We start from the raw sequence: 26,814 nt of genomic DNA, 5'->3' as shown, positions 1-26,814 counted from the left end.
TTTGGGGTTAAATATTTAAGAAAAGATGAAGGTTTTTATATTCATATAAAAACTGACCGAAACAGTTTAAAAAATAATTTAGACTGCGAACTATAAAAGTGCCTCTTTTAAAATTGTAATAGGATGCTTTGCCACTCTACCTGTTCCATCTTTTATTTGATGTCTACAACTTGTTCCGTTTGCAGCAATAATTGTTTCTATTGAAGCTTTTCGTACTGCAGGAAACAAGGTTTGCTCTCCTATTTGCATACTGACTTGGTAATGTTCTTTTTCGTAACCAAAACTCCCTGCCATACCACAACAACCACTCGGAATTATGGTAACTTTATAATTCTTTGGAAGATTTAAAACCGAAAAACTTGAAAGCTGATTACGCATCGCTTTTTGATGGCAATGCCCGTGAAACTTAATGCTTTTTGATTCTAAAGTAAATTGTTCTGGTTTTATGTTGCCTAATTCAATTTCACTTTGGATAAATTCTTCAATTAAATAGGTGTGTTTTGCTATTTTTTCTGCGGCAGTTTTATCATCTGCTAATTTTAGATATTCGTCTTTAAAAGTTAAAATAGCAGAAGGTTCTATGCCTATTAATGGTGTCTCTTTTGAAATTTTATTTTTGAATATTGAAACATTTTTATTAGCTAATTTTTTTGCTTGTTCTAGTAATCCCTTTGATAAAAATGCACGACCAGATTCAGAAGAGTTCAGTACTATTATTTTATAATTTAGGGCTTTTAAAAGCTCTAAAGTATCAATACCGATTTTGGTGTCTAAAAAATTTAAGAACTCATCATTAAACAAATATATCTCTTTTAAAAAATTAACTTTAACCAACTGATTATGTTTTATTTGAATGTATTTATTTAAACTTTTATTTGAAATTAAAGGCAAATTTCTTTCTTTGGCTATACCGAATGATTTTTTTAAAATTGAAGATGTTAATCGGTTAGAAAACACAAAGTTTGCTAATACCGTAAATTTACTGCCAATAATATTTAATTTGTTATTATTAGCAAATAATTTAGTACGCATAGACACGCCATTTTCTTTCTGATATTGGTATTGAAATTCGGCTTTTAAGCTCGCCACATCTACACTACTTGGGCATTCGCTAGCACATGCTTTACAACTCAAACACAAATCGAAAACTTCTTTTAATTCTGAATGGTTGAATTTATTTTTTTTATCTGATTGAGTCAAAAACTCACGTAATGCATTTGCTCTTGCTCGTGTTGTATCTTTCTCATTTCTAGTAGCACGATAACTTGGACACATAGTACCTCCAAATTCTGGTAATTTTCTACAATCTCCAGATCCATTACACTTTTCTGTTTCTCGTAATATACCTTCTGATTTTGAAAAATCTAATAGGGTTTCAATCTCAGGTTCTATCCTATCTGTTTCATAACGTAATGATTTATCCATTGGCAAGGCATCTACAATTTTACCTGGATTGAAAATATTATTAGGATCAAAAGTATTTTTTATTCTTCTTAATAATTGATAATTTTTATCTCCAATCATTAACGGAATAAATTCGGCTCGCACAATACCATCACCATGTTCTCCACTAAAAGAACCGTTGTATTTCTTTACTAAATGCGCTACATCAGTTGTGATTTCTCTAAATAAAACCACATCCTGTTTTTGCTTTAAATCTAAAATAGGTCGCAAATGAATTTCCCCAGCACCTGCATGCGCATAATACACCGCATTTTGATTGTAAGATGTCATTAACTGCGTGAATTCTGAGATATAATCTGCCAAATCATTCAAAACCACAGCCGTATCTTCAATACAAGCAACTGCTTTTTTATCGCCTATCATATTTCCTAACAAGCCTAAACCTGCACTTCTTAGATTATTTGCTTTATCAATATCTTTCCCTGCTAGTACAGGTGTTGCATAACTTAAACTTGAATTTTGTAACGTTTTGATTAACGCGTCAGTTTGCGCTTTGGCATCTTCAAGTGTTTTAGATTTTATTTCACACATTAAGATAGCCATAGGGTCTTCAACCAAAAACTGTCTGTTTTCTTCTTGGGTTTTATTGCGTTTTGTACAATCTAGAATAGTTTTATCCATCATTTCGCAGGTGTACAAATTATGTTTCATAACTGGAACAACCGCTTTTAAACAGTTTTCAACACTATTAAAGTGCGCTGCTACCATCATACTATGTTCTGGTGGTAAATCGTCTAATAGCAACGTAATTTGTGTTGTAAACGCCAACGTGCCCTCGCTACCAGATAACAATTTACACATGTTGAATTTTTCTGAACTGTCTGAAAGAATATCAGCTTTAATCAACTCGTCAATAGCATACCCCGTATTTCTTCTATGAATTTCTGGTTTGGGAAAATTTGCTGTGATTTCATTTTGAACTTCTTTAGGCTTTAATTCTTCATAAATAGATTTATAAATTTCACCCTCTAAAGTATCTAACTTTGTTTTTTTTAAAAATTCTTCTGAAGACATACTTTTAAAAACAGCTTCACTTCCATCACTTAAAACCGTTTTTAATTCTAAAACCTTATCTCGTGTAACGCCGTACTGAATTGAAGTTGTTCCTGAAGAGTTATTACCAACCATCCCTCCTATCATACAACGGTTTGATGTTGATGTATTTGGCCCAAAAAACAAACCAAACGGTTTTAAGTAATTATTCAATTCATCCCTAACTACTCCTGGTTGAACAGTTACAGTTTTTTGGTTCTGATTAAAACTTAGAATTTTCGTAAAATATTTTGAAACATCAACAACAATACCTTCACCCACACATTGACCTGCTAAAGAAGTTCCAGCAGTTCTAGGAATTAATGAAGTTTTATGAGCCTTTGCATATTTGATTAATTCTTCTAAATCTTCACTATTTTTTGGATATGCTACCGCTTTTGGCAGAATTCTATAGACTGATGCATCTGTGGCATATAATGATTTCATTAAATCATCATAAAACAATTCTCCTGATAGCACTGACTTTAAGATACTTAGATGCTTATTTGTTTGCATTTACATCAAATTCATTTAAAAGTTAAATATAAATACATTTTTGGCTTTATTTTTGCAAAGTTATCCAGAATAATAAACATGGTCTTTTTAAACAAATAGACCGTATATTAATTGAAACTAAAATTTAAAAACTTATGAAAAAATTATTTTTATTAGCAATTGCCATAGTTGGCTTTTCTTTTACCTCAAATGCTCAAGACATTTCTAAAAATGCAATTGGTTTGCGTTTAGGAGATAGTGATGGTTTTGGGGCTGAAATATCTTATCAACGTGCATTGGGTGATAACAATCGTCTAGAGGCAGATTTAGGCATTAGATCCGGTAGAGGTTATGATGGTTTTAAACTAGCTGGTTTATACCAATGGGTATGGGTACTTGAAGGTAATTTCAACTGGTACGCTGGTGTTGGTGGCGGCCTTGGCTCTTATAGCTTTGATAGCTTGGCAGATGATGAAACCTTCTTTTTTGCAGCAGGGGATATTGGTATAGAATATAATTTTGATATTCCATTACAATTATCTCTAGATGCCAGACCTGAATTAGGATTTGGAGATTTTAGAAATGATTTAGATTTTGATATCGCTTTAGGTATCCGTTACCAATTTTAATTTAAATAAATTTTATAATATTATAGAAAAGCACCTTTTTTGGGTGCTTTTTCTTTTTAAAAGATATGAAAGTGGTTTATATTTGATTGAGAATTAATGAAAAAAATGAATAAAACTATAAAGTGGGGTATTATTGGTTGTGGAGATGTAACAGAAATAAAAAGTGGCCCCGCATATCAACAAACAGATGGTTTTGAAATTGTAGCAGTAATGCGACGTAATTTAGATAAAGCCAAAGATTATGCTAATAGACATAACATCCAAACATTTTACAATGATGCAGATGCGTTAATTAATGATAAAAATGTTGATGCTATTTACATTGCTACTCCCCCAAATAGCCATAAAGAGTATGCTATAAAAGTTGCTAAGGCTGGTAAACTTTGTTGTATTGAAAAACCTATAACTCCAAATTATGAAGATAGTTTAGCTATTTTAAATGCTTTTGAAGCTAAAAACATTCCTCTGTTTGTTGCCTACTACCGAAGATCTTTACCTCGGTTTTTAAAAGTAAAATCTTGGGTTGATGAGGGTAAAATTGGAGAAGTAAGACATATTAACTGGACATTTTGCAAACCTCCAAGCGATAAAGATTTAGCAAAAACATATAATTGGAGAACAGATTACAAAATTGCACCTGGTGGCTATTTTGACGATTTGGCAAGTCACGGTTTAGACTTATTTGCTTTCTTTTTAGGAGATTTTGAAAATGCCCAAGGCATATGTAAAAATCAACAAAATCTTTATGATGCTTATGATGCAATTACAGCATCTTGGATTCATAAAAATAATATAACAGGCTCTGGAACTTGGAACTTTGGAAGCAATGATCGTATAGATGATGTTACCATTATTGGTAGCAAGGGGCAGATTCGATTTTCTATATTTTTAGAAAACCCCATTCATTTAAAAACAAATTCAGAAGAAAAAGAACTTTTTATTGAGAACCCAAAACACGTTCAACTGTATCATGTAAATAATATGCGGGATGAATTAATTTTAAATAATTCCAAACATCCGTCTTCAGGAAAAACTGCAACTCACACCAGTTGGATAATGGATAAAATTTTGGGTAAAGTTTAACTTGTCCTTAAAGTTTTCGTAATGAATTTCTCTTTAGAATAATTTTTATTATGACTGAAATTCATTTTTAATATCTTCACAGAAATAAACTCATATTATGAAGCTTCGTTACTTTTTTGTACTTTTTTTAGGAATAACAATAATATCTAGTTGTAAATCAAAATCATCTGAAACTAAAGAAAAGCTCAAAGTCTTAATTCTTGATGGTGAAAACAATCATGGAATTTGGCCAAAAAGCACGTTCATGATGAAAGATTATCTAGAGCAAACAGGATTATTTGACGTTGAAATTGCACGAAAAAAATACACTTGGATAGGCCCACATTATAATAAAGTAAAAGGTGTTGATGATATTAACGAATTGCTAACGCTTTATCCTTTAAGCGATGGTGTAACTAGAACACCTGTAGATTCTACAAAATTTGACCCAGATTTTAATCCAGATTTTAAAAATTATGATGTGGTGGTTAATAATTTGGGGTGGAAATCTTCTGAATGGCCAGAAGCCACAAAACAAAATTTTGAAAGTTATATAAAAAACGGAGGTGGTTTAGTACTTGTTCATGCTGCAAATAATGCTTGGGGAGACTGGAATGAATACAACAAAATGATTGGTCTTGGTGCTTGGGGTGGTAGAGACGCTAAAACTGGACCTTATGTGTTTTACAATGAAAATGGAGAAATAGAACGAGACCCTTCTGAAGGTATTTGTGCGTCTCACGGTAAACAATATGAATTTCAAATTCAAACCAGAGCACAAGAACATCCTATTATGAAAGGCTTGCCAAAAAAATGGTTACATACCAAAGATGAACTTTACGACCGCATGAGAGGTCCTGGAGAAAACATGACAATTTTAGCAACTGCTTACTCTGATACTTTGCATAATGCGCCACCATGGAAAAAAGATGTTAAAGGTACGGGAAGACATGAGCCTATGTTGATTGCCGTTGATTATGGAAAAGGACGTGTGTTTCATTCTGCTTTAGGGCATATGGATTATTCTATGGAATGTATTGGTTTTATAACAACTCTTCAAAGAGGTGCTGAATGGGCTGCTACTGGCAATGTTACGCAACCTATTCCTGAAAATTTCCCAACAGCTGATAAATCGAGTGCTATAAATTGGGCATTAGCAATACAAGAATAAAGGTTCTACATGAAAATACATTTATTTCTATTATTGATTTGCATGAGCTTAACTATTAGTTGTAAATCTCATACTAGCGCTTCAAATCAAAGTACAAAAACCAAACTAAAAGTTTTAATAATGGATGGTGAAAACAACCATGCCATTTGGCCAAAGAGCACGTTGATGCTTAAAGACTATTTAGAGAAAACTGGACTTTTTAAAGTTGATGTTACTCGAAAAGTATACACTTGGAAGGGCGAAAATCTTATTGAAAAGTTTCCGTTACCATCTCCAATAAAAACAACACCTGTTAAAGAACCAAAGTTTGACCCTAATTTTAAACCAAACTTTAACAACTACGATTTAGTTGTATCTAACCTAGGTTGGAAAGCCTCTAATTTACCAGATGATACTAAAGCAGATTTTGAAAAATACATGGCTAATGGCGGCGGGCTTGTGGTAATTCATGCCGCAGACAACTCTTGGGGTGATTGGGATGAATTTAATAAAATGATTGGTCTTGGTGGCTGGGGTGGCAGAAGTGCTCAAACTGGTCCTTACGTTTTTTACAATACTGAAAATAAAGTTGAACGCGACCCCTCAAAAGGTAACTGTGGCCAACACGGAAAGCAAAGTGAATTTGTTTTAACAACAAGAGCTCCTGAACACCCAATAATGAAAGGTTTACCAAAGGAGTGGTTGCATGCAAAAGATGAATTATACGAAAAACTGAGAGGTCCTGCCGAAAACATGACTATTCTTGCTACTTCTTATTCAGATAAAAAAGATGACAAAAAACGTACTGGAAGACACGAACCTATGTTAATGACAATTAATTATCAAAAAGGGCGTGTGTTTCATACCACTTTAGGGCATATGGATTATTCTATGGAATGTGTAGGGTTTATTACAACGTTTCAACGCGGTGCAGAATGGGCTGCTACTGGCAATGTGTTACAAGAAATTCCGAGTGATTTCCCAAATTCTGAAAAAATAAGTATTAGAAAATGGTTGCCTTAAAACGTATTACTTGTTCTAAGCAAGAAATAAATAAATTTCTTTAACTATACATCTCCCAAACACAACTTTATTTTGATATGAAACTTATTTGCCTTATTTAAGTTTCACATCAAAACTCATTAACTCATATACGTAACAAATACTCTATTTAATCTTATTTAACATTCCTTTTTATAATTATATCAAGATAGAATTGTAAATTTATGGCGACTAATTTTAAATAAATATTTATCAATCACTAAAATCATGAAGACTAGAAACTTTAAGCTATTGAAAACAATTACAGTTGTTTTAATGGCATTATTCCTTTTACCAAATCAATTAGACGCTCAAAACAAAAGAAAAGACAAAAAAAAGAAGAGTAAAACTGAAGCTGCTGCACCAGCAAAAAAAGCACCAAAGAAAAAAACTATAGCTTCACTTGTAAAATCTAGCAAAGAAATAAAAGGGCTTTTTACATTGTATCAAGATACAATTACTGGTTCACTAAAAATGCTTATCTCTGAAAATGATTTGGATAAAGAATTTATTCATTTTGCGCAAATAGCTGATGGTGTAATGGATGCTGGCAGATTGAACAGAGGATCTTATGGATCTTCTCAAGTATTTAAAATCAATAAGCATTTCAATAAGATTGAATTTATTAAACAAAATACTTCGTTTTATTTTGATCCTGACAATGCCATTTCAAAAGCTAAAAATGCTAACATATCAAACGGAAATATTGCAAGTTTAAAAATTGAAGCTTCTGATAGTAAAAAAGGCTTGTACTTGATTAAAGCCGACGATTTATTCCTCAAAGAAACTTTTGGTCAACTAAAACCCTCAAGATATCCTGGAATGTCTCCTACAGCTTTTACTTTAGGGAATTTAGATAAAAATAAAACTAAGCTGAACTCAGTTAAAAATTATCCTGATAATGTTAATATTACTGCAGAATATGTGTACTCTAAACCTTCAACTTTAAGTCGTGGATCCAATGCTGTGGCGGACAGTAGAAATGTAAGCATCAAAGTAAATCATTCTTTAATTCAGATGCCAGATAATGATTATGAAGTTAGATATGACGATCCAAGAGTTGGCTATTTTACAACACAGGTTGATGACCAAACTTCAACTGATGTTATTCAATATAAAGATTTAGTACATCGCTGGAACTTAGTAAAGAAAAACCCCGAACAGGCTATTTCTGAACCCATAACGCCTATTACTTGGTGGATGGAAAACACTACACCTATTGCTTGGAGAGAAACCATTAAAAACGCAGTTTTAGAATGGAATAAAGCATTTGAAAAAGCAGGATTCAAAAACGCAATAGTTGTAAAACAACAACCTGATGATGCCGATTGGGATGCTGGAGATATTAGATATAATGTTTTAAGATGGACATCATCTCCGCAACCTCCTTTTGGTGGTTACGGGCCAAGTTTTGTAAACCCAAAAACTGGAGAAATTTTAGGTGCAGATATTATGTTAGAGTATGTACATTTTACCAATAGAGTGTTTTATGATAAACTATTCAGTACAACAACCTCTAGTAATTACATGAATGATTTTGATAATAAAACTAATAATCATGCATATTGTTCGTTAGGAAATGAAATGCATAAAAATATATTATTTGGAAATGCTGTTTTAAAAGCAAGTAGTAATTCTGATCTTGAAATGGAACGCATGAAAAAGGAAGCCATGACGGCCTTGATTATGCATGAGGTTGGACATACTTTAGGATTAAATCATAATATGAAAGCTAGTCAGTTATTTTCTCCTGAACAATTGGCAGATGCTGATTTTATTGAAGGTAAATGTCTTACAGGATCTGTGATGGATTATGCAGCAATAAACCTTACAAAAGATAGAAGTAAACAAGGTCAATACTACGATGTTACCGTAGGTCCTTATGATGAATGGGCTATTCAATTTGGATACACACCATTTAAATTTGAAGCTGAGAAAGATGGCTTATTAAAGCAATCTACCAAACCTGAATTAATATTTGGCAATGATGCTGACGATATGCGTTCTCCTGGAAAAGCAATTGACCCAAGAGTTATGGTTGGAGATTTGTCAAACGACCAAATTCAATATTCTATTGATCGTTTTGAATTAATTGATAATATGATGGGAGACTTAAAATTTAAGTTTACTAAAAAAGGTGAGTCTTATCAAGAACTTAAACAAGCCTATGGGACTTTAACTAGTTTAAAAGGAAGTGCCGCTAATGTAACGTCACGATTTATTGGTGGTGTATATGTTGATAGAGCTATGGCTGGACAAGAAGGAGCTACTAAACCATACACACCTGTAAGCTTAGAAGATCAAAAACGTGCTATGAACACCTTAAAAAATTATGTTTTTGCGCCAAATGCTTTTGATATACCTGATAATCTTATTAATTATTTGGCAAGTCAACGCAGAGGTTATGATTTTTTCAGAGCACCAGAAGACCCAAAAATTCACAGTCAGATATTAGCTATTCAATCTAGAGTTCTGAGTCATTTATTACACTACAATACATTACAAAGAATTACAGATTCTGAGCTTTATGGAAATGACTATAAATTATCAACCATGATGACAGATTTAAATAATGCTATTTTTAAAGCAGACATATACGGAAGTGTAAATTCTTTTAGGCAAAACTTACAACTTGGATACACTCGTATGTTATTAAACATGCTTACTGGAAAAATCAATTCTAAATATACGCACAATGCAAAATCTATGGCTCTATATAATTTAAAACGTATTAGAACTATGGCTGCACCTTCAGGAAACATAGCTTCTAGAGCTCATAAAGAACATTTAAGAACACTAATTGATAACGGACTAAAAGAGTTGAAATAGACTTTAGATAAACTCAAAATAAAAAAGCTACTTCAATAAAATGGAGTAGCTTTATTTTTATAAGGTGTATGTTTCTTTTTAGGGACAAATAATTGTTTACTTTATGTTTCATCAACCATTACTTATTAAAAATCAAATTTCATGCCACAAGCAAAAAATCACATTAGGAATATTCAGGTATTTTTCCTTTTACACCTTTAAAAAACTCGCGCATGTACTTGAAATCTGCTTCAACATTACCAGTAGTATAAAATGGTTTAGAAAAAGTATTCCTTTTATTTCCGAAATCTAAGGTAAACATTACAATAGGCACATTCGCTTCTTTTGCTATATAATAAAAACCTGTGCGCCACTTGTCAACCTTTTTTCTGGTTCCTTCGGGTGCTAAAGTCATTCTAAAAACATCATTTTGTTGAAATAGTTTAGCAATAGCTTGAACCTTGTTCTCATTATTTTGCCTGTTTATAGGCCTTCCACCTAAGGCTCTAAAAAAATACCCAAAAGGAAAAATGAATAATTCTTTTTTACCAACAAAATTTGCTTTAATACCAAGAACAGCACGTACCAATACACCTATATAGAAGTCGTGCCAACTGGTATGAGGAGCAGCTATTAGTACTGCTTTTTTAATATCATTTTGTAGAATTTTGTAATCTCCTTCAACCTGCCAACCTAGTAATTTAAAATATATAAACTTTGCCAGCCTTTGTCGCATATTACATTTTTTGATACAATTCTTTAAGCTTTTTGGGAGTGATTGTTTTTTTCCAATTGCTACCAACTGCATTTTCCCAAAGTGGTTCTAAACTAAGTGCAACAGCTATCATGATATCAAAATCTTTATCGCTTAAATCTGCACATATTCCTTTTGGCAATTCAATATTATGCTTAGTCATCATTTTTTTGAACAATGCAACATCCTTAGGATAAAACTCTTCTAGATGGTTAAATACAATGCAATTACCAATACCGTGCTTTGTACCTAACAAGTAAGACAAACCATAACTAAGTGCATGTGCTACTCCTACCTGAGAGTAAGCAATACTCATACCACCATGCCATGAAGCCATCATTAATTTATCTTGAGCATCTTTTTTAGACAATTTACTATCTAAGTATATATCCTTACAAATTCCATATGCCATTTCGCCATAGCTTTCGCTAAAGGCATTTAAATAGGTACCATTTAAAGATTCAACACTATGGATAAAGCAATCCATACCTGTGTAGAACCATTGTTGTTTTGGAACACCATTAACAAGTTCTGGGTCTAAAACTACTTGGTCAAAAGGTGTAAAATCTGAATTTATTCCTAACTTTCGCTTTGGACCTGTTAAAACAGTAGTTCTTGAAACTTCTGCCCCAGTCCCAGAAATTGTTGGTATACCTACATGATATACCCCTTTATTTTTTACTAAATCCCATCCTTGATAATCTTCTGCGCTACCTTCGTTGTTCAACATAATGGCAACTGCTTTAGCTAAATCTAAAATAGAGCCTCCTCCAATACCAATAATTCCTGAGGGTTGTTCTTTTGAAGTTAAAATAATATCTTCAACCAACTCATCAACTTGTGATGTTTTGGGCTCTTTATCAGCAGACACATAAATTAGTCTATCATCATAAGATTTTGGTATTCTTGAAGTTAAAGTTAATTCTGTCTTAAAAACATCATCCACCAAAAAAACAAATGGTGCATTTCTGTTTAGGCGATTGGGTGCTAACAATTCTTCTAACTGATTGAAACTACCTCTACCAAAAACAACTCTTGGCACCATTGGAAAGTTTTTATAACTCATGCAACATATTTTCTTTTACAAAACGTAAAAATAGTATTATTTTAAATTTACGTATTTAAATTGACTTTAAACTTTATAAATATTATGCTTTTTTTATTAACCTATTAATTTCAAAAGCTCTCTTAAGGTGTTAATTGTTTTATATTGTTTTCCATTTGTCTCTTTTTCTGTGACCATTTCATGTGCCCAAGTGGTATGAAATGGTACATGAATTGCATTTGCTCCTATATTTACTAATGGCAAAACATCTGATTTTAAAGAGTTCCCTATCATTAAAAATTCTTTTGGTTCAATATCAAGATGATTTAAAAGTTTAGAGTAATTAATTTCTTGCTTGTCACTCAACACCTCAATATGATGAAAACATGAGGTTAAACCAGATTTTTCTAATTTTCTTTCTTGGTCTAACAAATCACCTTTAGTAGCTAAAATTAGTCTGTATTTTTTAGACAATCGCTCTAAAACATCTTCAACACCATCCAATAATTCAACTGGTTTGTTAAGCATTTGTTTCCCAATATTAAGGATTTTTTCAATATTTTGATTTGAAATAGTATTGTTAGATAGCTCCAAAGCACATTCTACCATTGATAATGTAAACGCCTTAACACCGTAGCCATACAATGGTAAATTACCTATTTCTTTTTTAAAGAGTTCTTGATCTATTTTATTTGGAGTTTCAAACTCAGATAATAATTTGGAGAACTCCTTCTCTGCTTCACGAAAATAAGTTTCGTTTACCCAAAGTGTATCATCGGCATCAAAGCCAATTACTTTTATCTTGCTAAAATCTATTTCCATAGTTTCTTAGCTCGTTCTAAATCTTCGGGAGTATCAATTTCAACACCTTCAACATTGGTTTCTACCATTTTTATGCGCTTTCCGTATTCTAAGTATCTTAATTGTTCTAACTTTTCAGAAGCCTCTAAGGTTTGCATAGGTAATCGGTAAAAATCTAAAATAGCTTGTTTTCTAAAGGCATATACCCCTTTATGTTTATAATATTTAACACCAACATTTTTATCTCTCGGATAAGGAATTGGGCTACGAGAGAAATATAGTGCAAAATCTGATTGATCTAGAACAACTTTAACTGTGTTTGGGTTATTAATATCATCTTCATCAGTTATATGCACCATTAATGATGCTAAATCAACCTGCTTGTTAGTATCATTTTTAAAAACATCAATCAATTTTCTTAACGAGTCTTCATCTGTAAAAGGTTCATCGCCTTGAACATTAATTACGACATCGATATCTAAATTTTCAACAGCTTCTGCTATTCTATCACTACCGCAATCGTGATTTTTTTACTCATCATCACTTTACCACCGTTACTATCAATTTCCTGATAAATGATGTCACTATCAGTAACAACAATAACATCATCAAACAAATTTGTAGCAACAGTAGCTTCATAGGTGCGAAGTATTACTGTTTTACCACCTAAATCTTGCATGAGTTTGCCTGGAAATCGAGATGCGGCGTAACGCGCAGGAATCATTGAAATTATTTTCATTTAATTGGTTTTATTCTTATTCAAAAATAACCAAACATTTATACTACAGTCTCTTTCTTTCGTTTGAATCGGATAAATATTTTGAATATGATTAATAGGATAATGATAACCAAAATTATAGCAACAATAGGTACAAAAATAGAAATAACTGACATAACCGCTGATGTTCCAGTCTCTATTGTTGAAACAACTGGATTTGCAAATCCTCCTGTTGTTGCAGTTGATGCTAATCGTGTTGTACCTGAAGTTCCTGCTATGGCTGCGGCGGTGCCTCCACCAGCGATAATTGCTAAAGCCCAAGTAATAACTGGACTTAAATCTGCAACTGTAGAAAGCATAACTGCCGTACCTGCAAGAGCAGCTAGGGGTACTGCGATACTATCTAAAAGGTTATCAACATATGGTATAAAATAAGCACAAACTTCTATAATTGTTGCAACTCCAAGAGTAATTAAAGCTGGTACACTCCCAACCCATTCCCAAGATTCGTTAAGTTGCCATACATTAAAATAAGATGCTAAACTTAAAGCGAATAAAGGTAAGAATACCCGAAAGCCAACGGATGCTGACAAACCTATACCTAAACAAATACTAATTAATGTTTCTGGTGTCATAAACTTAAATTCTTATATAGCAAAACCAATTGCATACTGCAATTATTAACTGTGACTAATCTCATCATTCTTCCTCAAAAAAATCATCTTTAAAACCTATAAGATACAATTTTTCTTTAGCTCTTGTAACCGCTGTATATAACCAACGTAAATAATCAACATCTATACCATTGGGCAAATACGGTTGTTCTACAAAAACAGTATGCCATTGTCCACCTTGAGATTTATGACATGTAATGGCATATGAAAACTTTACTTGTAAGGCATTAAAATGCTTATTGTTTTTTACTTTTAAAAACTTCTTATATTTACTGGTTTCGTTTTCAAAATCTTTCATAACCTCTTGATAAAGCCTGTTTGAATCATCGTATGATAATGACGGGGTTTCTGCATCAATTGTGTCGAGTAACAATACGGTTTCAAACGGACGCATTTTTGGATAATCTACCATACGAATTTTTACTTCCGCGAAGCGAAAACCGTATAATTCTACAATACTAAAAATTTCTAGTATTTCAATAATATCACCATTTGCAATAAAACCAGCTTCTGTAGTTGGTTTAATCCAAAAGTAATTATTCTTTACTACCATGAGGTAATCACCAGCACTCAGTTCATTTTCATTAAATAAAATCCTGCTTCTAATTTGCTGATTGTACATGTTGGCACGCTTATTACTGCGCACTATAAAAGCGGTTTCCTCGTTACCTAAATTACTGTACGCATCATTAATGGCGTCCATAATTTCATAACCATCTATTAATCTAACAATATCTTTAAATTCATTTAAATTAAACTTAAATGTGTCGAAAAACTGACTTGAAAGTGTTTCTCTAAGTATTGTAGCATTTGTTAAAATACCCGAACCTTCTTCTTGACGCACCACTTCGTCTAACTCCATTTTAGTGACTTCCTTATTATAATTTAAGGCTAATTTATTTTCGTCTAAAGCCGGACTTAAATCCAATTTCACAGGTGGTAATTGCGCAGTATCTCCAATAAGCAATAATTTACAACGATGACCAGAATACACATACTGCATCAAATCATCTAAAAGAGAGCCGTTTTCAAATAACTTAGAATCTCCAGGAGTATCTGGAATCATTGAAGCTTCATCTACTATAAAAATGGTGTTTTTATGCTTATTAGGCTGCAGTACAAATTTTACACCACCACTTGTACTTTTCTTTGGAAAATATATTTTTTTATGAATTGTAAACGCTTCGTTTTTTGAATAATTAGAAATAACTTTTGCTGCCCTACCAGTTGGCGCCAACAAAACAGCACTTTGTTTTGCTTTCCACAAATTATTAACTACAGTACTTACAATAGAGGTTTTACCAGTACCAGCGTAGCCTTTTAATAGGTACAAGCTATTTGGTGTTTTATCAAAAATAAATTGCGAAAGTTGTTGTAAAACTATATCTTGCTTTAACGTTGGCTGAAATGGAAAGTGTTTTTTAATAAGTGAATAAAATTCAGCTGATGTCATTAAAATAGCAAAAGAGGTTAGAAATTATTCAAATATAAAAATGATTTTTATTAAGATACGTTTTAACCATTAAAAAAAATTGTAGATTTGCGAAAGACCATTAACAAACTAAAAAATTAAATAATAGACTATGTTGACATTTATTCTCGTAATAGTTGGTGTAATTTTACTTACAATCGCTCTAGTAAAGCTAATTGATAAATTTATACCTTCAAAATTTAAATCTATTTTGATTATTGCCCTTTGGCTTTTAATTGCCTTCTTAGGTTATAAAACATTTATGTCTATTTATAACCCTATTCTTTTTAATGAAGAAAAAGATAAAAGATATGCTGAGGTTATTAAAAGTTTAGAAGATATTAGAGATGCTCAATTGGCACACAGATCAGTTACTGGAAAATTTGCTGGTAATTTCGATAACCTAATAAAATTTATTGATACAGCTCAATTTACATTAACACAACGTAAAGATTCGAGTGTAGTTGATGAAGAACTTACTAAAAGATACGGTGGTGTTGAGACTTTTAAAGATATTGTTGTTGTAGATACATTAGGTTATACTCCAGTAAAAGATTCACTTTTCAAAAATTCTGATCGTTATAAAAGTATCATGAATGTTCCAGTTGGTAAAGAAGGTGCTAAATTTGAATTGAAATCTGGTTTTGTTGAACAAAATGACTTAAGAATCCCTGTATTTGAAGCTTCTGTTAAAAAAGATGTGATTTTACACGATCAACCAAAAGATTTGGTAATGCAAGAAAATCAAGTTGTTTCAGTTGAAGGTGTAAACGGAGATGCACTTAAAGTAGGTTCTATGGATGAAGTAAAAACTACTGGAAACTGGCCTAAAGTATATGGCGACAACTAATAAAAATTTAAAAATACTTTCTAATCATAAACTGTCCATTCAAATTAGTTTGAGTGGACTTTCTTTTTGTATTCTAAAATTAGATACAAATACCATCACCACGCTTAAAGATTATAAATTCAATAAGAAAGTAAATCCTTTTGAGGCTTTAGACCATTTAAAACATTTATTTACTACTGAAAAAGAGTTACAAACTAATTTTGATGAGGTTTTGATTATTCACGAAAATGAACTCTCTACACTAGTTCCAAAAGCACTTTTCAATAAAGAGTATTTAGCTGATTATTTAAAATTCAATTCAAAAATATTAAAGTCAGATTTTATAAGTCATGATGAAATTAGTAATAACGATAGTATAAATGTTTATGTGCCATATGTAAATATCAATAACTTTATTTATGAAAAGTTTGGAGAATTTACATTTAAGCACTTCTCAACATTATTATTAGAAAATATACTTAATAATAATAATAATAAGGATCATAAGATGTATGTAAATGTTGCAGATAAACATTTTGAAATTATAATCACAAGCGATGGAAAACTAACATTGTACAATACTTTTGAATACAACAACGAAAAAGACTTTATTTACTATATATTATTTACTGCCGAACAATTAAATTTAGACCCAGAAACTTTAAATTTAGAGTTAATTGGAGCTATTTCAGAAAATGACGAGTTATACAACATAGCATACAAATACATCCGAAACATCAATTTTGGTAACAGAAATGACACCTACAAATACACTCAAGCACCAAAAACCAATCATTCACACTATACATTAATACAAAGTTTTTAATGCGTATTATTTCAGGACAGTTTAAAAGTAGAAAAATAGTAGCGCCAAAAAATCTACCCGTGCGGCCCACTACAGATATGGCAAAAGAATCTTTGTTCAACATCTTAAACAACACCTATTATTTTGATACTATTTCAGTTTTAGATTTATTTGCTGGCACAGGAAATATTAGCTACGAATTCGCATCTAGAGGAACAGAACAAATCACTTGTATAGACCAAGATTTTGGTTGTATTAAATTCATCAACCAAACTGCGCAGAAGTTCGAAATGCCTATTGATACTATAAAAAGTGATGTTTTTAAATTCTTAGAAAAAACGAATTTAAAAGTAGATATCGTCTTTGCTGATCCACCATATAGTTTTACCGACGATCAGTTTACCAAAATCTCTGAGTTGGTATTTCAAAACGAATTAATCTCAGAAAACGGTGTTTTAATTGTAGAACATTCTAAACATACCAACCTCTCTAAAAAACCAAATTTCTCCTATCAAAAAAACTATGGTGGTTGTGTCTTTAGTTTTTTTGAAACACAAAATTAACATAAGTTAATATGTAATTACTTTTTTTCAGTAATTTAGAATTCTCCTTAAGAGTCCCAGGCTCTATACATACTTCTCTCATTCAATAAAAAAGAACTCTTCTTTTTTAGATTTTGTCTATGGTTTAACGTTAATACTAACCTTTAATGCCATAAATAAAATGAAAAAACTTTTTTACTTGGATTAGTAGTTATGCTATTCAATGCTTGCGAAAACAAACCACAACGTTATTTTGCAGATTCTGCCGAAATACAAACCCTGAAATCTGGAATAACAGCATACGAAGCTGGAGATTGGAATACATGGAAAAGTCATTTTGCAGATACTGCCAAAATTTTTGTGAATTCTGATAAATCCCTTAGCGTTGAAGAAAGAGCCAATGGGCTAAAAGGCATGACTAGCGTTATGGCTTCATATGGGTTCAACCATGATAAAGAGCATATTGAGATGGTGTTAGACAAAAAGGATGAAACCTGGGTTTACTATTGGGCAACACATCAAGGTGAAATTGCAGCAAATAATAAAGAATTAGTAATACCCGTTCACTTAGCTGTTAAATTCATTAATGGCAAAATAGTAGAAGAGCACGTGTATTTTGATGGCACAACGATGAATGCTGAATTTGCAGCCCTGGCGGCGGCAAAATCTGCTGCAGAAGCAAAAACAACAGAATAATAAATTAATTAACCAAAACCATAAATTATGAAAACTATTAAAACAGCCTTAGTATTAATAAGCCTTTTATGCTTTACCACTAACATTTCTCATGCCCAACAAATGTTTCAAGTACATCAAGACAATGTAAAGCCATCTAAAATGTTGGACTATGAAAAAGTAGCAAAAGAATTCAAAGAAGCTTGTGTAAAACATAAACCAGAAGCAAGTTGGCTAACTGTTACCTTAGACGATTTTAGATATTTACATGTATCTCCAATCGAAAATTTTGCTGAACTAGACAAACGTCCGTTTGCTGAAATGGCAAAAACCATGGGTGATGATTTTGGAGCAATGTTCGACCGTTTTGATAAATGTTATGATTCACACGGAAGTTATGTAATTGTTTTAGACGAAAAACTATCCTATATGCCAGAAGGTATGTCACAAACACAAGAAGGGCTTGACTATCGCGATTTCTACTTTATATATTATACACCTGAAAATAGTAAGGCATTAAGAGAGGGGATGAAAGCCGTTAAAGAAATGTTTGCTTCAAAAAACTCTAAATCTTACTACCGTATGTACAGAACAGCATACGGAACTATGAACAACTATTATATGGTAGCTATGTCTAGTAAAGATGCAATAGATTCTGCTACGAAAGAAGAAGCCAATAAAAAAGTACTCGGCCCAGAACGCTACGAAACCTTTCAAAAAGTATTAGCAAACGCAATTAAAATGGAAGAAGTAACAGGAGAAATAAGAAGAGACTTATCCTATTCATCCAAAGCAGAGTAAAAAATACACAACCAATCATTTTTTAACAGTAAACCCTTCTCAAAATTTTCGAGAAGGGTTTATTTATATTTAAGTAAATCTATAAGCCGAATTCTGTACTCTTCCCTTAAAAAAAAGCCCCTATCATTTATCTACATGTTTTGTTACCAAAACACTTTAGCTGTTTACCCTCCAGCAATCAAGCGTGCCGCCTTCAAGCGCTAGTTTACATAACATTGCACCACATAGAGTTTACCTGGTTTCACTACAGCATTACCTGTACATACTTTCTGTTGCACTTTTCCTAACCTCACGGTTGGTGGCCATTAACCACTATGTTGCACTACGGTGTTCGGACTTTCCTCCCAGATACTGAAGTAAATTCAGCACCTAGGCGATAAGGCGATTTACTTGCTTGCAAAATTACAATTCCTAAATTGTATAATCTAAATAATATTAATTATTTGAGCGTTACCCCAAAAAGGGTTCGGGCTATAGGCTTTCCTCTACAACCCCTAACACGGGTTTGTTTGCTAGAGTAGATTTTTATATGAAAAGTTAGTGTCTTTTTAGAAAGATTCGTTTACTGCTCCGCGGATATGAAATCGTTTAATTTTTTATATCCGACGGTAAATGAAGTTATATATTTTTTTATAATATCAAGAAAATCAGTTTTCACAAAACTATATTTTTGTTAATAACTCCTATTAAATTATAGCTTCAAAATTCATAATTCAAAACTGAATTTTTAACTTTGTTACTTTACCAAAAGCAATGGAACACTTTGTAGTATCGGCAAGAAAATACAGACCTCAAACGTTTAAGGACGTTGTTGGTCAGCAAGCCATTACAAATACGTTGCTTAATGCTATTGAAAACAATCATTTAGCCCAAGCCTTGTTATTTACAGGTCCTCGTGGGGTTGGTAAAACAACCTGCGCACGTATTTTGGCTAAAATGATTAATAGTGATGGTACCGAAACCGAAGATGAAGATTTTGCATTTAATGTTTTTGAACTCGATGCTGCTTCAAACAATTCGGTAGATGATATTAGAAGTCTTACCGATCAAGTTCGTATTCCTCCACAAGTTGGAAAATACAAAGTCTATATTATTGATGAGGTGCACATGCTATCTCAAGCTGCTTTTAATGCCTTTTTAAAAACATTAGAAGAGCCACCAAAACATTGTATTTTTATTTTAGCAACTACCGAAAAACATAAAATTATACCAACAATTTTATCCCGTTGTCAAATTTTTGATTTCAAACGTATCACGGTTAAAGATGCTAAATCATATTTAAAATACATCGCAGATGAACAAGGTGTAACTGCCGAAGATGATGCACTACATATTATTGCTCAAAAAGCAGATGGTGCCATGCGTGATGCACTATCTATTTTTGATCGTGTGGTAAGTTTTTCTGGTAAAAACCTAACAAGACAAGCCGTTACAGAAAATTTAAATGTTCTTGATTATGAAACCTATTTTACAAGTACAGATTTTATTCTAGAAAATAAAATCCCAGAATTACTGCTTCAGTTTAACAACACACTCTCTAAAGGTTTTGATGGGCATCATTTTATTGCTGGTTTAGCTTCTCATTTTAGAGATTTACTAGTGAGTAAAACTGAAAGCACTATTGAGTTGCTTGAAGTAGGTGAACAAATCAAACAAAAATATTTAGAGCAATCCAGAAAAGCACCCCAGGAGTTTCTGCTCCAAGGTATTAATCTCGCTAACGATTGCGATTTAAAGTATAAAACTAGTAAAAATCAGCGTTTACTAGTTGAACTATGCCTTATGCAACTTGCCTCTATCACTTTTGATGGAGAAAAAAAGTCTAAGCATTTTATAATTCCAGCATCTTACTTTCATAAAATAGGGATTACACCTATTCCTATTTCTAGACCTTCAGAAGATCATAATAGCATCAAAACAGATATTTCGATCAAAAACGAGGTTCAAGAAAAAGAACCTGTAACTGCAAATGCAGGAGTTATTGAAAAATTCCAAGTAAAAGAACCTCCAAAAATAGCTTTAAAACAAGAAACAAAACGGACTTCTGGTTTATCTCTGAGCAGTATTCGCGCAAAAAAAGAGCACCAAATACGTCAAATGGATGTTGTTATTGAAGAGGAAGATTTACCAAAAGAAGATTTTACTGAAAAGGAATTAATAGCGTGTTGGAAAGATTTCACAGAAAAAACTCAAGCACGGGGTAAACATAACTTAGCTTCAATTTTAGCTATTGATTCACCTAAAGTTACAGGTACAACTGTTCATCTAGAGTTTCCAAACGAAACAAATAAAGTGGAATTAGAACGACAGCAATACGATCTCATGAATTTCTTAAGGAAATCGCTTAGTAATTATGACATTAGTTTATCTATAACAGTCAACGAGCTAGTAAGTAAAAAATATGCCTACACCACGCGCGACAAATTTGAAAAGTTAAAAGAAAAAAACGGTGCTATTGAAATGCTCCGCAAAACATTTGATTTAGATATATAAATATGAAGCATCTTATTTTATTAGCCTTTTTAGGATTAATTGTTTTTGCAAGTTGTGATAGAAGAACTACCAAAAGAGATGCATTAAAAGAAGCTATTACAAAATTTCAAAGTTCCGTAGAACCTATTGAAATGGTTGAATATATTCCTGATGAATATTCTGAAATACAAACAGATACCATTTTAAGCAATGGCTTTAAAGTAAAAATCAAAACCTATTCTGACATGAAAACCTCAGTAGTTCATAGCTATAAAAAAGATGCTGTGACTATCCAAAAAGACATGTATAGAAATTGGATTTCTGAAGTGAAAGTTGAAAAGGACGGACACTTGATTTTCGAAAAAGTAATTGACAATAATTTCTTTTTCGAACATAAAAAAATCAATAAACCAAATAGCTATAATGTTTTAATAACTGGAGTTGAAGTTGATGAATCATTAACTTCATTAGAAAAAAATTATGTGTATTTATCAACTGGATATCTATTTCCTAATGAAAAAGAAAGTAATTTTTTATTCACGTTAAAAATTGATGACAAAGGAAATTATAGTTTGGAGCAGTTAAATGCTTCTACCAAAACCATTTAGTTATGTTAGGACTTAAACTACCAACAGATCCACGTTGGGTAAACATAGTAGAAAAAAATATTGAAGAAATATTAACAGACCATGCATTTTGTGAACAAAAAGCAACCAGTACTGCTATTTCGTTAATTGTGAGTTTCCCTGAATACACAGAATTAGTTCAGGAAATGACGGCTTTAGTAAAAGAAGAAATAAGCCATTTTAAAATGGTACACGATAAAATTATTGAGCGCGGTTGGGTTTTAGGAAGAGATAGACGCGATGACTATGTTCTTGAATTGCTCAAATTTTTTCCAAAAGGAGGTAGTAGAACAACACAATTAATACACCGCTTATTGTACGCAGCACTAATTGAAGCTAGAAGTTGCGAAAGATTTAGACTTTTATCTGAAGAACTTCAAGAAAAAGAACTTGCCAGTTTTTACAGAAATTTAATGGTAAGTGAAGCTAATCACTATACCATGTTTTTAGGATTTGCCAGAAAGTATGGTAATAAAAAAGAAGTTGACACCAAATGGCAACAACTTCTTGATTATGAGGCTAAAATTATGTCTCAACTAGGAAACAAGGAAACAATTCATGGTTAGAATTGGTAACCTACACCTAGCTGTATGTTAGTGTTAATTGCTTCGTAAGGAGATGCATCATCAAAAATATTTGTAATTCCATAACTATATCTTACATCTAGAAAAAGCATTTGATTTAACTTGAACTCTACTCCTGCAATACCAGAATAGTGAAAATTTCTCATACCATCATCAACTTTATGAGATTTTAAAGCTACTTGAGGTCCTAATCCTACTTTCCATCTATCATTTAACTTAAACTTAAATAAAACTGGCATTTGGATAAAATCTAAATGATAATTTTCATCTTTACCTCCTTCTGGAGAAAATTGAAGTTCTGGTACAATAGATACAGTATTCGAAAATCTAAAATCTCCGTAAGCTCCAATATAAAAGCTATTTCTATGTTTATTTGAAATTCTTGGAGAGATTTCAAAATCTATGTTAGATATATTATAACCTGCACGGATACCAAAAGTTCCTGCTTGAGAAAATCCCTGATAAGACACACTAAGTAGTAAAGCTAAGATTGCTAATTTTTTCATTTTTAATAGTTTTGGGTTTATATTTTTAAGCAAATATATTGGGGCTAATATACTATAAATTTGAAAAATAGTGTTTTTAAAAACTAAAATTTACAGAATTTTACTGCGTATTACTTGAAACTGTATTATAGTATACACTTTTGATAATACCATCAGCTAATCCTATCTTCGGCACATAAATATGTTTTGCACTACTCCATTTCATAGCAGAAAGATATATCCTCATGGCAGGAATAATTACATCTGCTCTATCTTGATTTAATGCCAATTCAGTTATTCTCTCCTCATAAGAATAACTTTGAAGTGTGTTATAATATGTAGTTAAATAAAAGTATGTCAATGGCTTACCAACAGATTTTCCAGAAACTTTAAAAATTTTATTAATGTTCCCCCCAGAACCTAATACATTAATTTTATCGTAGTGACTAGTGTGTTGTTTAATCCATTGTTCTAATTCTAACCATGATTCCTTTTTGACCATATCATTAAGTAATCGAACCGTACCGATTTTAAATGAACGGGATACTATTTTGTTCCCGTTATCAATTACAGAAAACTCAGTACTTCCGCCACCAACATCAACATAGAGATAAACTTTATTGGGAGCTATAAATTTATTTAAGTCTGTTGCTGCAATAATAGCTGCTTCCTCTTCTCCATTTATAACATCAATACTAATTCCTGAATGCTCTAAAATAGAACTAACAACCTCTTTACCGTTTTTAGATTCACGCATGGCAGAAGTTGCGCAAGCTTTATATTTTACAACTTTATGAGATTTCATCAGTAATTTAAACGCCAACATGGTATCCTTTAGCCTTTGTGTGTTTTCTTTTGAAATTCTTTCTTTAATAAAAACATCAGCTCCTAAACGTATTGGGACTCGTACCAAAGAATTTTTTTGAATACTGCTGGCTTACCTTTTTCTTCAATAACATTTGATATCAGCAACCTAACTGCATTTGAACCTATATCAATAGCGGCATATTTTTTAATTGAAAGCATACTAATTCTTTAACTTTTTCTAGATAATAATCATACATAGCTATTTGAGATCTTACTTTAGTATTACCATTTATTCGATATTCATTTTCACTTTCTGTATTTAATAATCTAGCTTTTACATTATCACTCCAACAAATGTTAAATGTATCAATAATTTCTTGTTTTATAGCATCATCATAAATCGGACAACTTACCTCTACTCTATTTTCAATATTTCTAGTCATCCAATCGGCAGATGAAATATACATTTTCAAATTATCACCAGTTCCAAAAATATAAAGTCTTGAATGTTCTAAAAATTTATCTACAACACTTATTACCCTTATATTCTCGCTCATGCCTTTAATTCCAGGTATCAAACTACAAATACCTCTTACTATCATATCTATTTTCACACCAGCATTACTTGCTTCGTATAATTTATCTACCATATCGTAGCTAGATAAACTATTCATTTTTAAACGTATGTATCCTTGTCCTCCTTTTCTACTTAATTCAATTTGCTCATTTATAAGCATGAAAATTGTTTTTTTAGTATAGTGCGGAGATACAATAAGATGTTTATAAGAATAAACTCTATAATTAGTTTCAAAGAAGTTGAAAATTTTATTTACTTCTTTTAATATAGGTTGATTTGTCGTAAATAAAGTATAATCGGTATAAATTTTTGCTGTAGATTCATTAAAATTCCCAGTACTAATAAAGCCATAGCGCTTTAACTTTTTGCCTTCTTCCCGTTCAACAACACACATTTTACTGTGAACCTTAAGCCCTGGAACTCCAAAAATCAGGTTTACACCTTCCTTTTTCATTTGCTCTGCATACCTGATATTAGCTTCTTCATCAAATCTTGCACGAAGTTCTATGGAAACCGTGACAGTTTTTCCATTAATAGCAGCATTTATTAGAGAACTGGCTACGTGTGAGATTTGAGCCAACCTATAAATTGTAATTTTAATTGTTTTTACTTTTGGATCTAATGCTGCTTCTCTTAAAAACTTAACGATATATGAAAATGTATGATATGGAGCATGAACCAAATAATCTTTTGTAGCAATAGCATCAAAAATACTACTCTCAAGACTTAAACCTTTAACAGGTAAAGCAGTAATTTTATCGTACAATAAATCGGTTCTTCCTAAACTAGGAAACCCCATATAGTCCCTTTTATTATGATATCTACCACCAGGAATAATGCTATCTGTATTATCGATACCCATTTTTTCCATTAAATATTCTAAGGTATCATCATCTATAGTTTTATCATAAACAAAACGTACAGGTTCCCCAATTTCACGATGCTTTACGCTATCGGAAATTTTCTCCATAAAACTTTTACTTAAATCACTATCAAAATCTAATTCACCATCTCTTGTAATTTTAATCATATGAGCAGAAATGGTTTCATAATCAAAAATATTAAAGATATCACTCAAGCAATACCTTAACAAATCATCAATCATGATAATATAATCTTTATTATCCCCTTTTTCTTTTGGAAGTTCAACAAAGCGATTGACTGATTTTGGTATTTCAATTAATGCAAACTGTTTACTACCATCTTTCATTTGCATTTTTACGGCTAAATAAGCTGCACTATCTTTAAGGTTTGGTAGTACCACCAAATCATTTAAAATTATAGTAACCAATGCAGTACTTACATTTTGAAAAATAATATTGCTTAATAAACTCTTTTTGAAGATTATTGATTTCAGTTTCATCAATTATTAAAATATTTTCTTCAATAAGTGTTTTGTCAATATCATCTAAAACTCGCAAGCTTTCGGTTTGTTGTTTAATTACTATTTGTGTAATTATTTCTAACAACTCTTTTGCTTTTATACCTCCAAGCTGGTTTTTACCACCCTTACCAGCTTCAACAATACGCTTTACAGTAGCATACCTAACTTTAAAAAACTCATCTAGGTTATTAGAAAAAATACCTAAAAACCGTAACCGTTCAATTAAAGGAACACCAACATCTGATGCTTCTTGTAACACCCCTAGCATTAAATTGTAGCCAACTAATTTCTCTATTGATATAACGGTTTTCTTCATATTCAGTCTTTGTCATTCTTAAGCAATTAAATTATAAAAACAAATATATTCTATTTAGCCTGAAAATGAATTTAGACTGAATTAAAATTTTAAAGAAATTGGAACAATAGTATAAAACATTAAAAAAAATACCTCAAACACCTATTGTCATTTAAGATCTCTTGGAAAAAGAGTAAAAACAGTTTTTCCAGCACCAATCTCTGACCATTTTTTTACTGGAAATTCAATAATTACTATACCAGATGTTGGTACATTATCTATATAAGTATCGCCAAATGTATTTACAAAAGCTGTAATGGCATGATTATGACCAAAAATCATCAATTCATTGACTGAATCATTACATCCTTTAATAACATTGACTAAATCTGTTCCAGTAAAATCATAGAGTTTATGCTTGAAAGTGAATCCTGCTATCATCAATATTTAACATAGGTAAAATGATGTTTGCTGTTAGTTTTGTTCGTTCAGCATCACTTATCAAAACTAAATCTATATTTAATTTTCTCAATTTAAGTGTGTCAGCAACTAAGGCTGCGTCAGTAATCCCTCTAGGTTTTAATGGACGTTTATGGTCGATGACGTCATATTCCCAAGATGATTTTGCATGTCTAACAAGTACTAATTTTTTCATTTTTTTCGATTAAAGGTAATTTTTATCGGTAAAATGTTGTTTTTATCGATTAAATTCAATTTATTTGTTCCATAAAATTAAGTTAAATTGATTTAAATATGACCTAAATAGATAAAAACTAATGCTAACCATC

22 protein-coding genes, 1 other RNA gene and 3 pseudogenes are annotated in these 26,814 nt (G+C 31.7%); 13 read left to right on the top strand and 13 right to left on the bottom strand.

Annotated elements, in window-relative coordinates; all coding sequences use genetic code 11:
- Positions 1–90 precede the first annotated feature (90 nt).
- Positions 91–3,012, bottom strand: coding sequence for an FAD-binding and (Fe-S)-binding domain-containing protein (locus tag AC0L5U_RS02425; protein WP_473414498.1), 2,922 nt, complete (start codon positions 3,010–3,012; stop codon positions 91–93).
- 134 nt (positions 3,013–3,146) lie between these two features.
- On the opposite strand from AC0L5U_RS02425, the gene AC0L5U_RS02420 reads away from it, so the two are divergent.
- The 5 genes from AC0L5U_RS02420 to AC0L5U_RS02400 all read left to right on the top strand — a co-directional run bounded on the left by AC0L5U_RS02420 (position 3,147) and on the right by AC0L5U_RS02400 (position 9,702).
- Entirely contained in the window at positions 3,147–3,620 is a 474-nt protein-coding gene (locus AC0L5U_RS02420) for a hypothetical protein (protein ID WP_473414497.1), read from the top strand.
- 105 nt (positions 3,621–3,725) lie between these two features.
- Positions 3,726–4,703: a Gfo/Idh/MocA family protein gene (locus AC0L5U_RS02415; protein ID WP_473414496.1), complete on the top strand. Its 978-nt coding sequence runs from the start codon at positions 3,726–3,728 to the stop codon at positions 4,701–4,703.
- Positions 4,704–4,800: 97 nt separating this feature from the next.
- Positions 4,801–5,853 carry a ThuA domain-containing protein gene (locus AC0L5U_RS02410; RefSeq protein ID WP_473414495.1) on the top strand — a complete coding sequence of 351 codons (1,053 nt, stop codon included), beginning with the start codon at positions 4,801–4,803 and terminating at the stop codon, positions 5,851–5,853.
- A 120-nt stretch (positions 5,854–5,973) separates the two neighbouring features.
- Positions 5,974–6,855: a ThuA domain-containing protein gene (locus tag AC0L5U_RS02405; RefSeq protein ID WP_473414494.1), complete on the top strand. Its 882-nt coding sequence runs from the start codon at positions 5,974–5,976 to the stop codon at positions 6,853–6,855.
- Positions 6,856–7,101: 246 nt separating this feature from the next.
- Positions 7,102–9,702: a zinc-dependent metalloprotease gene (locus AC0L5U_RS02400; RefSeq protein ID WP_473414493.1), complete on the top strand. Its 2,601-nt coding sequence runs from the start codon at positions 7,102–7,104 to the stop codon at positions 9,700–9,702.
- A 163-nt stretch (positions 9,703–9,865) separates the two neighbouring features.
- Here AC0L5U_RS02400 and AC0L5U_RS02395 read toward each other — a convergent pair whose 3' ends face one another.
- The 6 genes and pseudogenes from AC0L5U_RS02395 to AC0L5U_RS02370 form a co-directional block, all read right to left on the bottom strand.
- Positions 9,866–10,417, bottom strand: coding sequence for a 1-acyl-sn-glycerol-3-phosphate acyltransferase (locus AC0L5U_RS02395; protein WP_473414492.1), 552 nt, complete (start codon positions 10,415–10,417; stop codon positions 9,866–9,868).
- Position 10,418: 1 nt separating this feature from the next.
- The gene (locus AC0L5U_RS02390) at positions 10,419–11,501 is read right to left on the bottom strand and encodes an iron-containing alcohol dehydrogenase family protein (protein ID WP_473414491.1); all 1,083 of its coding nucleotides are present in this window, start codon (positions 11,499–11,501) and stop codon (positions 10,419–10,421) included.
- Between the two features lie 96 nt (positions 11,502–11,597).
- Entirely contained in the window at positions 11,598–12,302 is a 705-nt protein-coding gene (locus tag AC0L5U_RS02385; protein ID WP_473414490.1) for an HAD family hydrolase, read from the bottom strand.
- Positions 12,293–13,020 (bottom strand): annotated as a pseudogene (kdsB, locus tag AC0L5U_RS02380) (3-deoxy-manno-octulosonate cytidylyltransferase). The gene AC0L5U_RS02385 and the pseudogene kdsB overlap by 10 nt, the downstream one beginning before the upstream one ends.
- 38 nt (positions 13,021–13,058) lie before the next feature.
- Positions 13,059–13,634 carry a DUF4126 domain-containing protein gene (locus AC0L5U_RS02375; RefSeq protein WP_473414489.1) on the bottom strand — a complete coding sequence of 192 codons (576 nt, stop codon included), beginning with the start codon at positions 13,632–13,634 and terminating at the stop codon, positions 13,059–13,061.
- Positions 13,635–13,698: 64 nt separating this feature from the next.
- A complete protein-coding gene (locus AC0L5U_RS02370; RefSeq protein ID WP_473414488.1) occupies positions 13,699–15,126 on the bottom strand; it encodes an ATP-dependent DNA helicase in 1,428 nt (475 codons plus the stop codon).
- A 130-nt stretch (positions 15,127–15,256) separates the two neighbouring features.
- Between AC0L5U_RS02370 and AC0L5U_RS02365 the strand changes: the two genes are divergently transcribed.
- The 5 genes from AC0L5U_RS02365 (at position 15,257) to AC0L5U_RS02345 (ending at position 18,796) form a co-directional block, all read left to right on the top strand.
- A complete protein-coding gene (locus AC0L5U_RS02365; RefSeq protein ID WP_473414487.1) occupies positions 15,257–15,994 on the top strand; it encodes a hypothetical protein in 738 nt (245 codons plus the stop codon).
- Entirely contained in the window at positions 15,981–16,799 is an 819-nt protein-coding gene (locus tag AC0L5U_RS02360) for a DUF3822 family protein (protein ID WP_473414486.1), read from the top strand. Before AC0L5U_RS02365 ends, AC0L5U_RS02360 begins: the two co-directional genes overlap by 14 nt.
- Positions 16,799–17,341, top strand: a complete 543-nt coding sequence (gene rsmD, locus AC0L5U_RS02355) for a 16S rRNA (guanine(966)-N(2))-methyltransferase RsmD (protein ID WP_473414485.1) — start codon at positions 16,799–16,801, stop codon at positions 17,339–17,341. The genes AC0L5U_RS02360 and rsmD overlap by 1 nt, the downstream gene beginning before the upstream one ends.
- Positions 17,342–17,533: 192 nt before the next feature.
- Positions 17,534–18,016, top strand: a complete 483-nt coding sequence (locus AC0L5U_RS02350; RefSeq protein ID WP_473414484.1) for a hypothetical protein — start codon at positions 17,534–17,536, stop codon at positions 18,014–18,016.
- A gap of 27 nt (positions 18,017–18,043) precedes the next feature.
- Complete coding sequence (locus tag AC0L5U_RS02345) at positions 18,044–18,796, top strand: hypothetical protein (RefSeq protein WP_473414483.1); 753 nt, start codon at positions 18,044–18,046, stop codon at positions 18,794–18,796.
- Between the two features lie 66 nt (positions 18,797–18,862).
- On the opposite strand, the gene rnpB is transcribed toward AC0L5U_RS02345, so the two are convergent.
- An RNA gene (rnpB, locus tag AC0L5U_RS02340) (RNase P RNA component class A) lies at positions 18,863–19,189 on the bottom strand.
- A gap of 360 nt (positions 19,190–19,549) precedes the next feature.
- Between rnpB and AC0L5U_RS02335 the strand changes: the two genes are divergently transcribed.
- The 3 genes from AC0L5U_RS02335 to AC0L5U_RS02325 are packed head-to-tail and all read left to right on the top strand — an operon-like array spanning position 19,550 to position 22,460.
- Positions 19,550–21,289 (top strand): DNA polymerase III subunit gamma/tau, encoded by a 1,740-nt coding sequence (locus AC0L5U_RS02335; protein ID WP_473414482.1) that lies wholly within the window; start codon positions 19,550–19,552, stop codon positions 21,287–21,289.
- A 2-nt stretch (positions 21,290–21,291) separates the two neighbouring features.
- Positions 21,292–21,876, top strand: coding sequence for a hypothetical protein (locus AC0L5U_RS02330; protein ID WP_473414481.1), 585 nt, complete (start codon positions 21,292–21,294; stop codon positions 21,874–21,876).
- 2 nt (positions 21,877–21,878) lie between these two features.
- Positions 21,879–22,460 carry a MiaE family protein gene (locus AC0L5U_RS02325; protein ID WP_473414480.1) on the top strand — a complete coding sequence of 194 codons (582 nt, stop codon included), beginning with the start codon at positions 21,879–21,881 and terminating at the stop codon, positions 22,458–22,460.
- On the opposite strand, the gene AC0L5U_RS02320 is transcribed toward AC0L5U_RS02325, so the two are convergent.
- The 5 genes and pseudogenes from AC0L5U_RS02320 to AC0L5U_RS02300 all read right to left on the bottom strand — a co-directional run bounded on the left by AC0L5U_RS02320 (position 22,457) and on the right by AC0L5U_RS02300 (position 26,681).
- Positions 22,457–22,984, bottom strand: coding sequence for a porin family protein (locus tag AC0L5U_RS02320; RefSeq protein WP_473414479.1), 528 nt, complete (start codon positions 22,982–22,984; stop codon positions 22,457–22,459). The two genes, AC0L5U_RS02325 and AC0L5U_RS02320, sit on opposite strands and share 4 nt — an antisense overlap.
- A gap of 100 nt (positions 22,985–23,084) precedes the next feature.
- Positions 23,085–23,989 (bottom strand): annotated as a pseudogene (locus AC0L5U_RS02315) (Ppx/GppA phosphatase family protein).
- Positions 23,953–26,063, bottom strand: a pseudogene (gene ppk1 / locus AC0L5U_RS02310) (polyphosphate kinase 1). Before ppk1 ends, AC0L5U_RS02315 begins: the two co-directional pseudogenes overlap by 37 nt.
- Positions 26,064–26,194: 131 nt before the next feature.
- Positions 26,195–26,467 (bottom strand): hypothetical protein, encoded by a 273-nt coding sequence (locus tag AC0L5U_RS02305; RefSeq protein WP_473414478.1) that lies wholly within the window; start codon positions 26,465–26,467, stop codon positions 26,195–26,197.
- Positions 26,439–26,681 (bottom strand): SixA phosphatase family protein, encoded by a 243-nt coding sequence (locus AC0L5U_RS02300; RefSeq protein ID WP_473414477.1) that lies wholly within the window; start codon positions 26,679–26,681, stop codon positions 26,439–26,441. Before AC0L5U_RS02300 ends, AC0L5U_RS02305 begins: the two co-directional genes overlap by 29 nt.
- Positions 26,682–26,814 lie beyond the last annotated feature (133 nt).

It is taken from the genome of Jejuia sp. G7-7 (genome assembly GCF_055808955.1).
Note: the sequence above shows the minus strand (reverse complement) of the source record. Positions and strands in the feature narration are given on the sequence as shown.

Bases quoted from the DNA above. Each gene is read 5' to 3' on its own strand.
- AC0L5U_RS02425 (WP_473414498.1), bottom strand. From the start codon at position 3,012: ATGCAAACAAATAAGCATCTAAGTATCTTAAAGTCAGTGCTATCAGGA.
- AC0L5U_RS02420 (WP_473414497.1), top strand. From the start codon at position 3,147: ATGAAAAAATTATTTTTATTAGCAATTGCCATAGTTGGCTTTTCTTTT.
- AC0L5U_RS02415 (WP_473414496.1), top strand. From the start codon at position 3,726: ATGAATAAAACTATAAAGTGGGGTATTATTGGTTGTGGAGATGTAACA.
- AC0L5U_RS02410 (WP_473414495.1), top strand. From the start codon at position 4,801: ATGAAGCTTCGTTACTTTTTTGTACTTTTTTTAGGAATAACAATAATA.
- AC0L5U_RS02405 (WP_473414494.1), top strand. From the start codon at position 5,974: ATGGATGGTGAAAACAACCATGCCATTTGGCCAAAGAGCACGTTGATG.
- AC0L5U_RS02400 (WP_473414493.1), top strand. From the start codon at position 7,102: ATGAAGACTAGAAACTTTAAGCTATTGAAAACAATTACAGTTGTTTTA.
- AC0L5U_RS02395 (WP_473414492.1), bottom strand. From the start codon at position 10,417: ATGCGACAAAGGCTGGCAAAGTTTATATATTTTAAATTACTAGGTTGG.
- AC0L5U_RS02390 (WP_473414491.1), bottom strand. From the start codon at position 11,501: ATGAGTTATAAAAACTTTCCAATGGTGCCAAGAGTTGTTTTTGGTAGA.
- AC0L5U_RS02385 (WP_473414490.1), bottom strand. From the start codon at position 12,302: ATGGAAATAGATTTTAGCAAGATAAAAGTAATTGGCTTTGATGCCGAT.
- AC0L5U_RS02375 (WP_473414489.1), bottom strand. From the start codon at position 13,634: ATGACACCAGAAACATTAATTAGTATTTGTTTAGGTATAGGTTTGTCA.
- AC0L5U_RS02370 (WP_473414488.1), bottom strand. From the start codon at position 15,126: ATGACATCAGCTGAATTTTATTCACTTATTAAAAAACACTTTCCATTT.
- AC0L5U_RS02365 (WP_473414487.1), top strand. From the start codon at position 15,257: ATGTTGACATTTATTCTCGTAATAGTTGGTGTAATTTTACTTACAATC.
- AC0L5U_RS02360 (WP_473414486.1), top strand. From the start codon at position 15,981: ATGGCGACAACTAATAAAAATTTAAAAATACTTTCTAATCATAAACTG.
- rsmD (WP_473414485.1), top strand. From the start codon at position 16,799: ATGCGTATTATTTCAGGACAGTTTAAAAGTAGAAAAATAGTAGCGCCA.
- AC0L5U_RS02350 (WP_473414484.1), top strand. From the start codon at position 17,534: ATGCTATTCAATGCTTGCGAAAACAAACCACAACGTTATTTTGCAGAT.
- AC0L5U_RS02345 (WP_473414483.1), top strand. From the start codon at position 18,044: ATGAAAACTATTAAAACAGCCTTAGTATTAATAAGCCTTTTATGCTTT.
- AC0L5U_RS02335 (WP_473414482.1), top strand. From the start codon at position 19,550: ATGGAACACTTTGTAGTATCGGCAAGAAAATACAGACCTCAAACGTTT.
- AC0L5U_RS02330 (WP_473414481.1), top strand. From the start codon at position 21,292: ATGAAGCATCTTATTTTATTAGCCTTTTTAGGATTAATTGTTTTTGCA.
- AC0L5U_RS02325 (WP_473414480.1), top strand. From the start codon at position 21,879: ATGTTAGGACTTAAACTACCAACAGATCCACGTTGGGTAAACATAGTA.
- AC0L5U_RS02320 (WP_473414479.1), bottom strand. From the start codon at position 22,984: ATGAAAAAATTAGCAATCTTAGCTTTACTACTTAGTGTGTCTTATCAG.
- AC0L5U_RS02305 (WP_473414478.1), bottom strand. From the start codon at position 26,467: ATGATAGCAGGATTCACTTTCAAGCATAAACTCTATGATTTTACTGGA.
- AC0L5U_RS02300 (WP_473414477.1), bottom strand. From the start codon at position 26,681: ATGAAAAAATTAGTACTTGTTAGACATGCAAAATCATCTTGGGAATAT.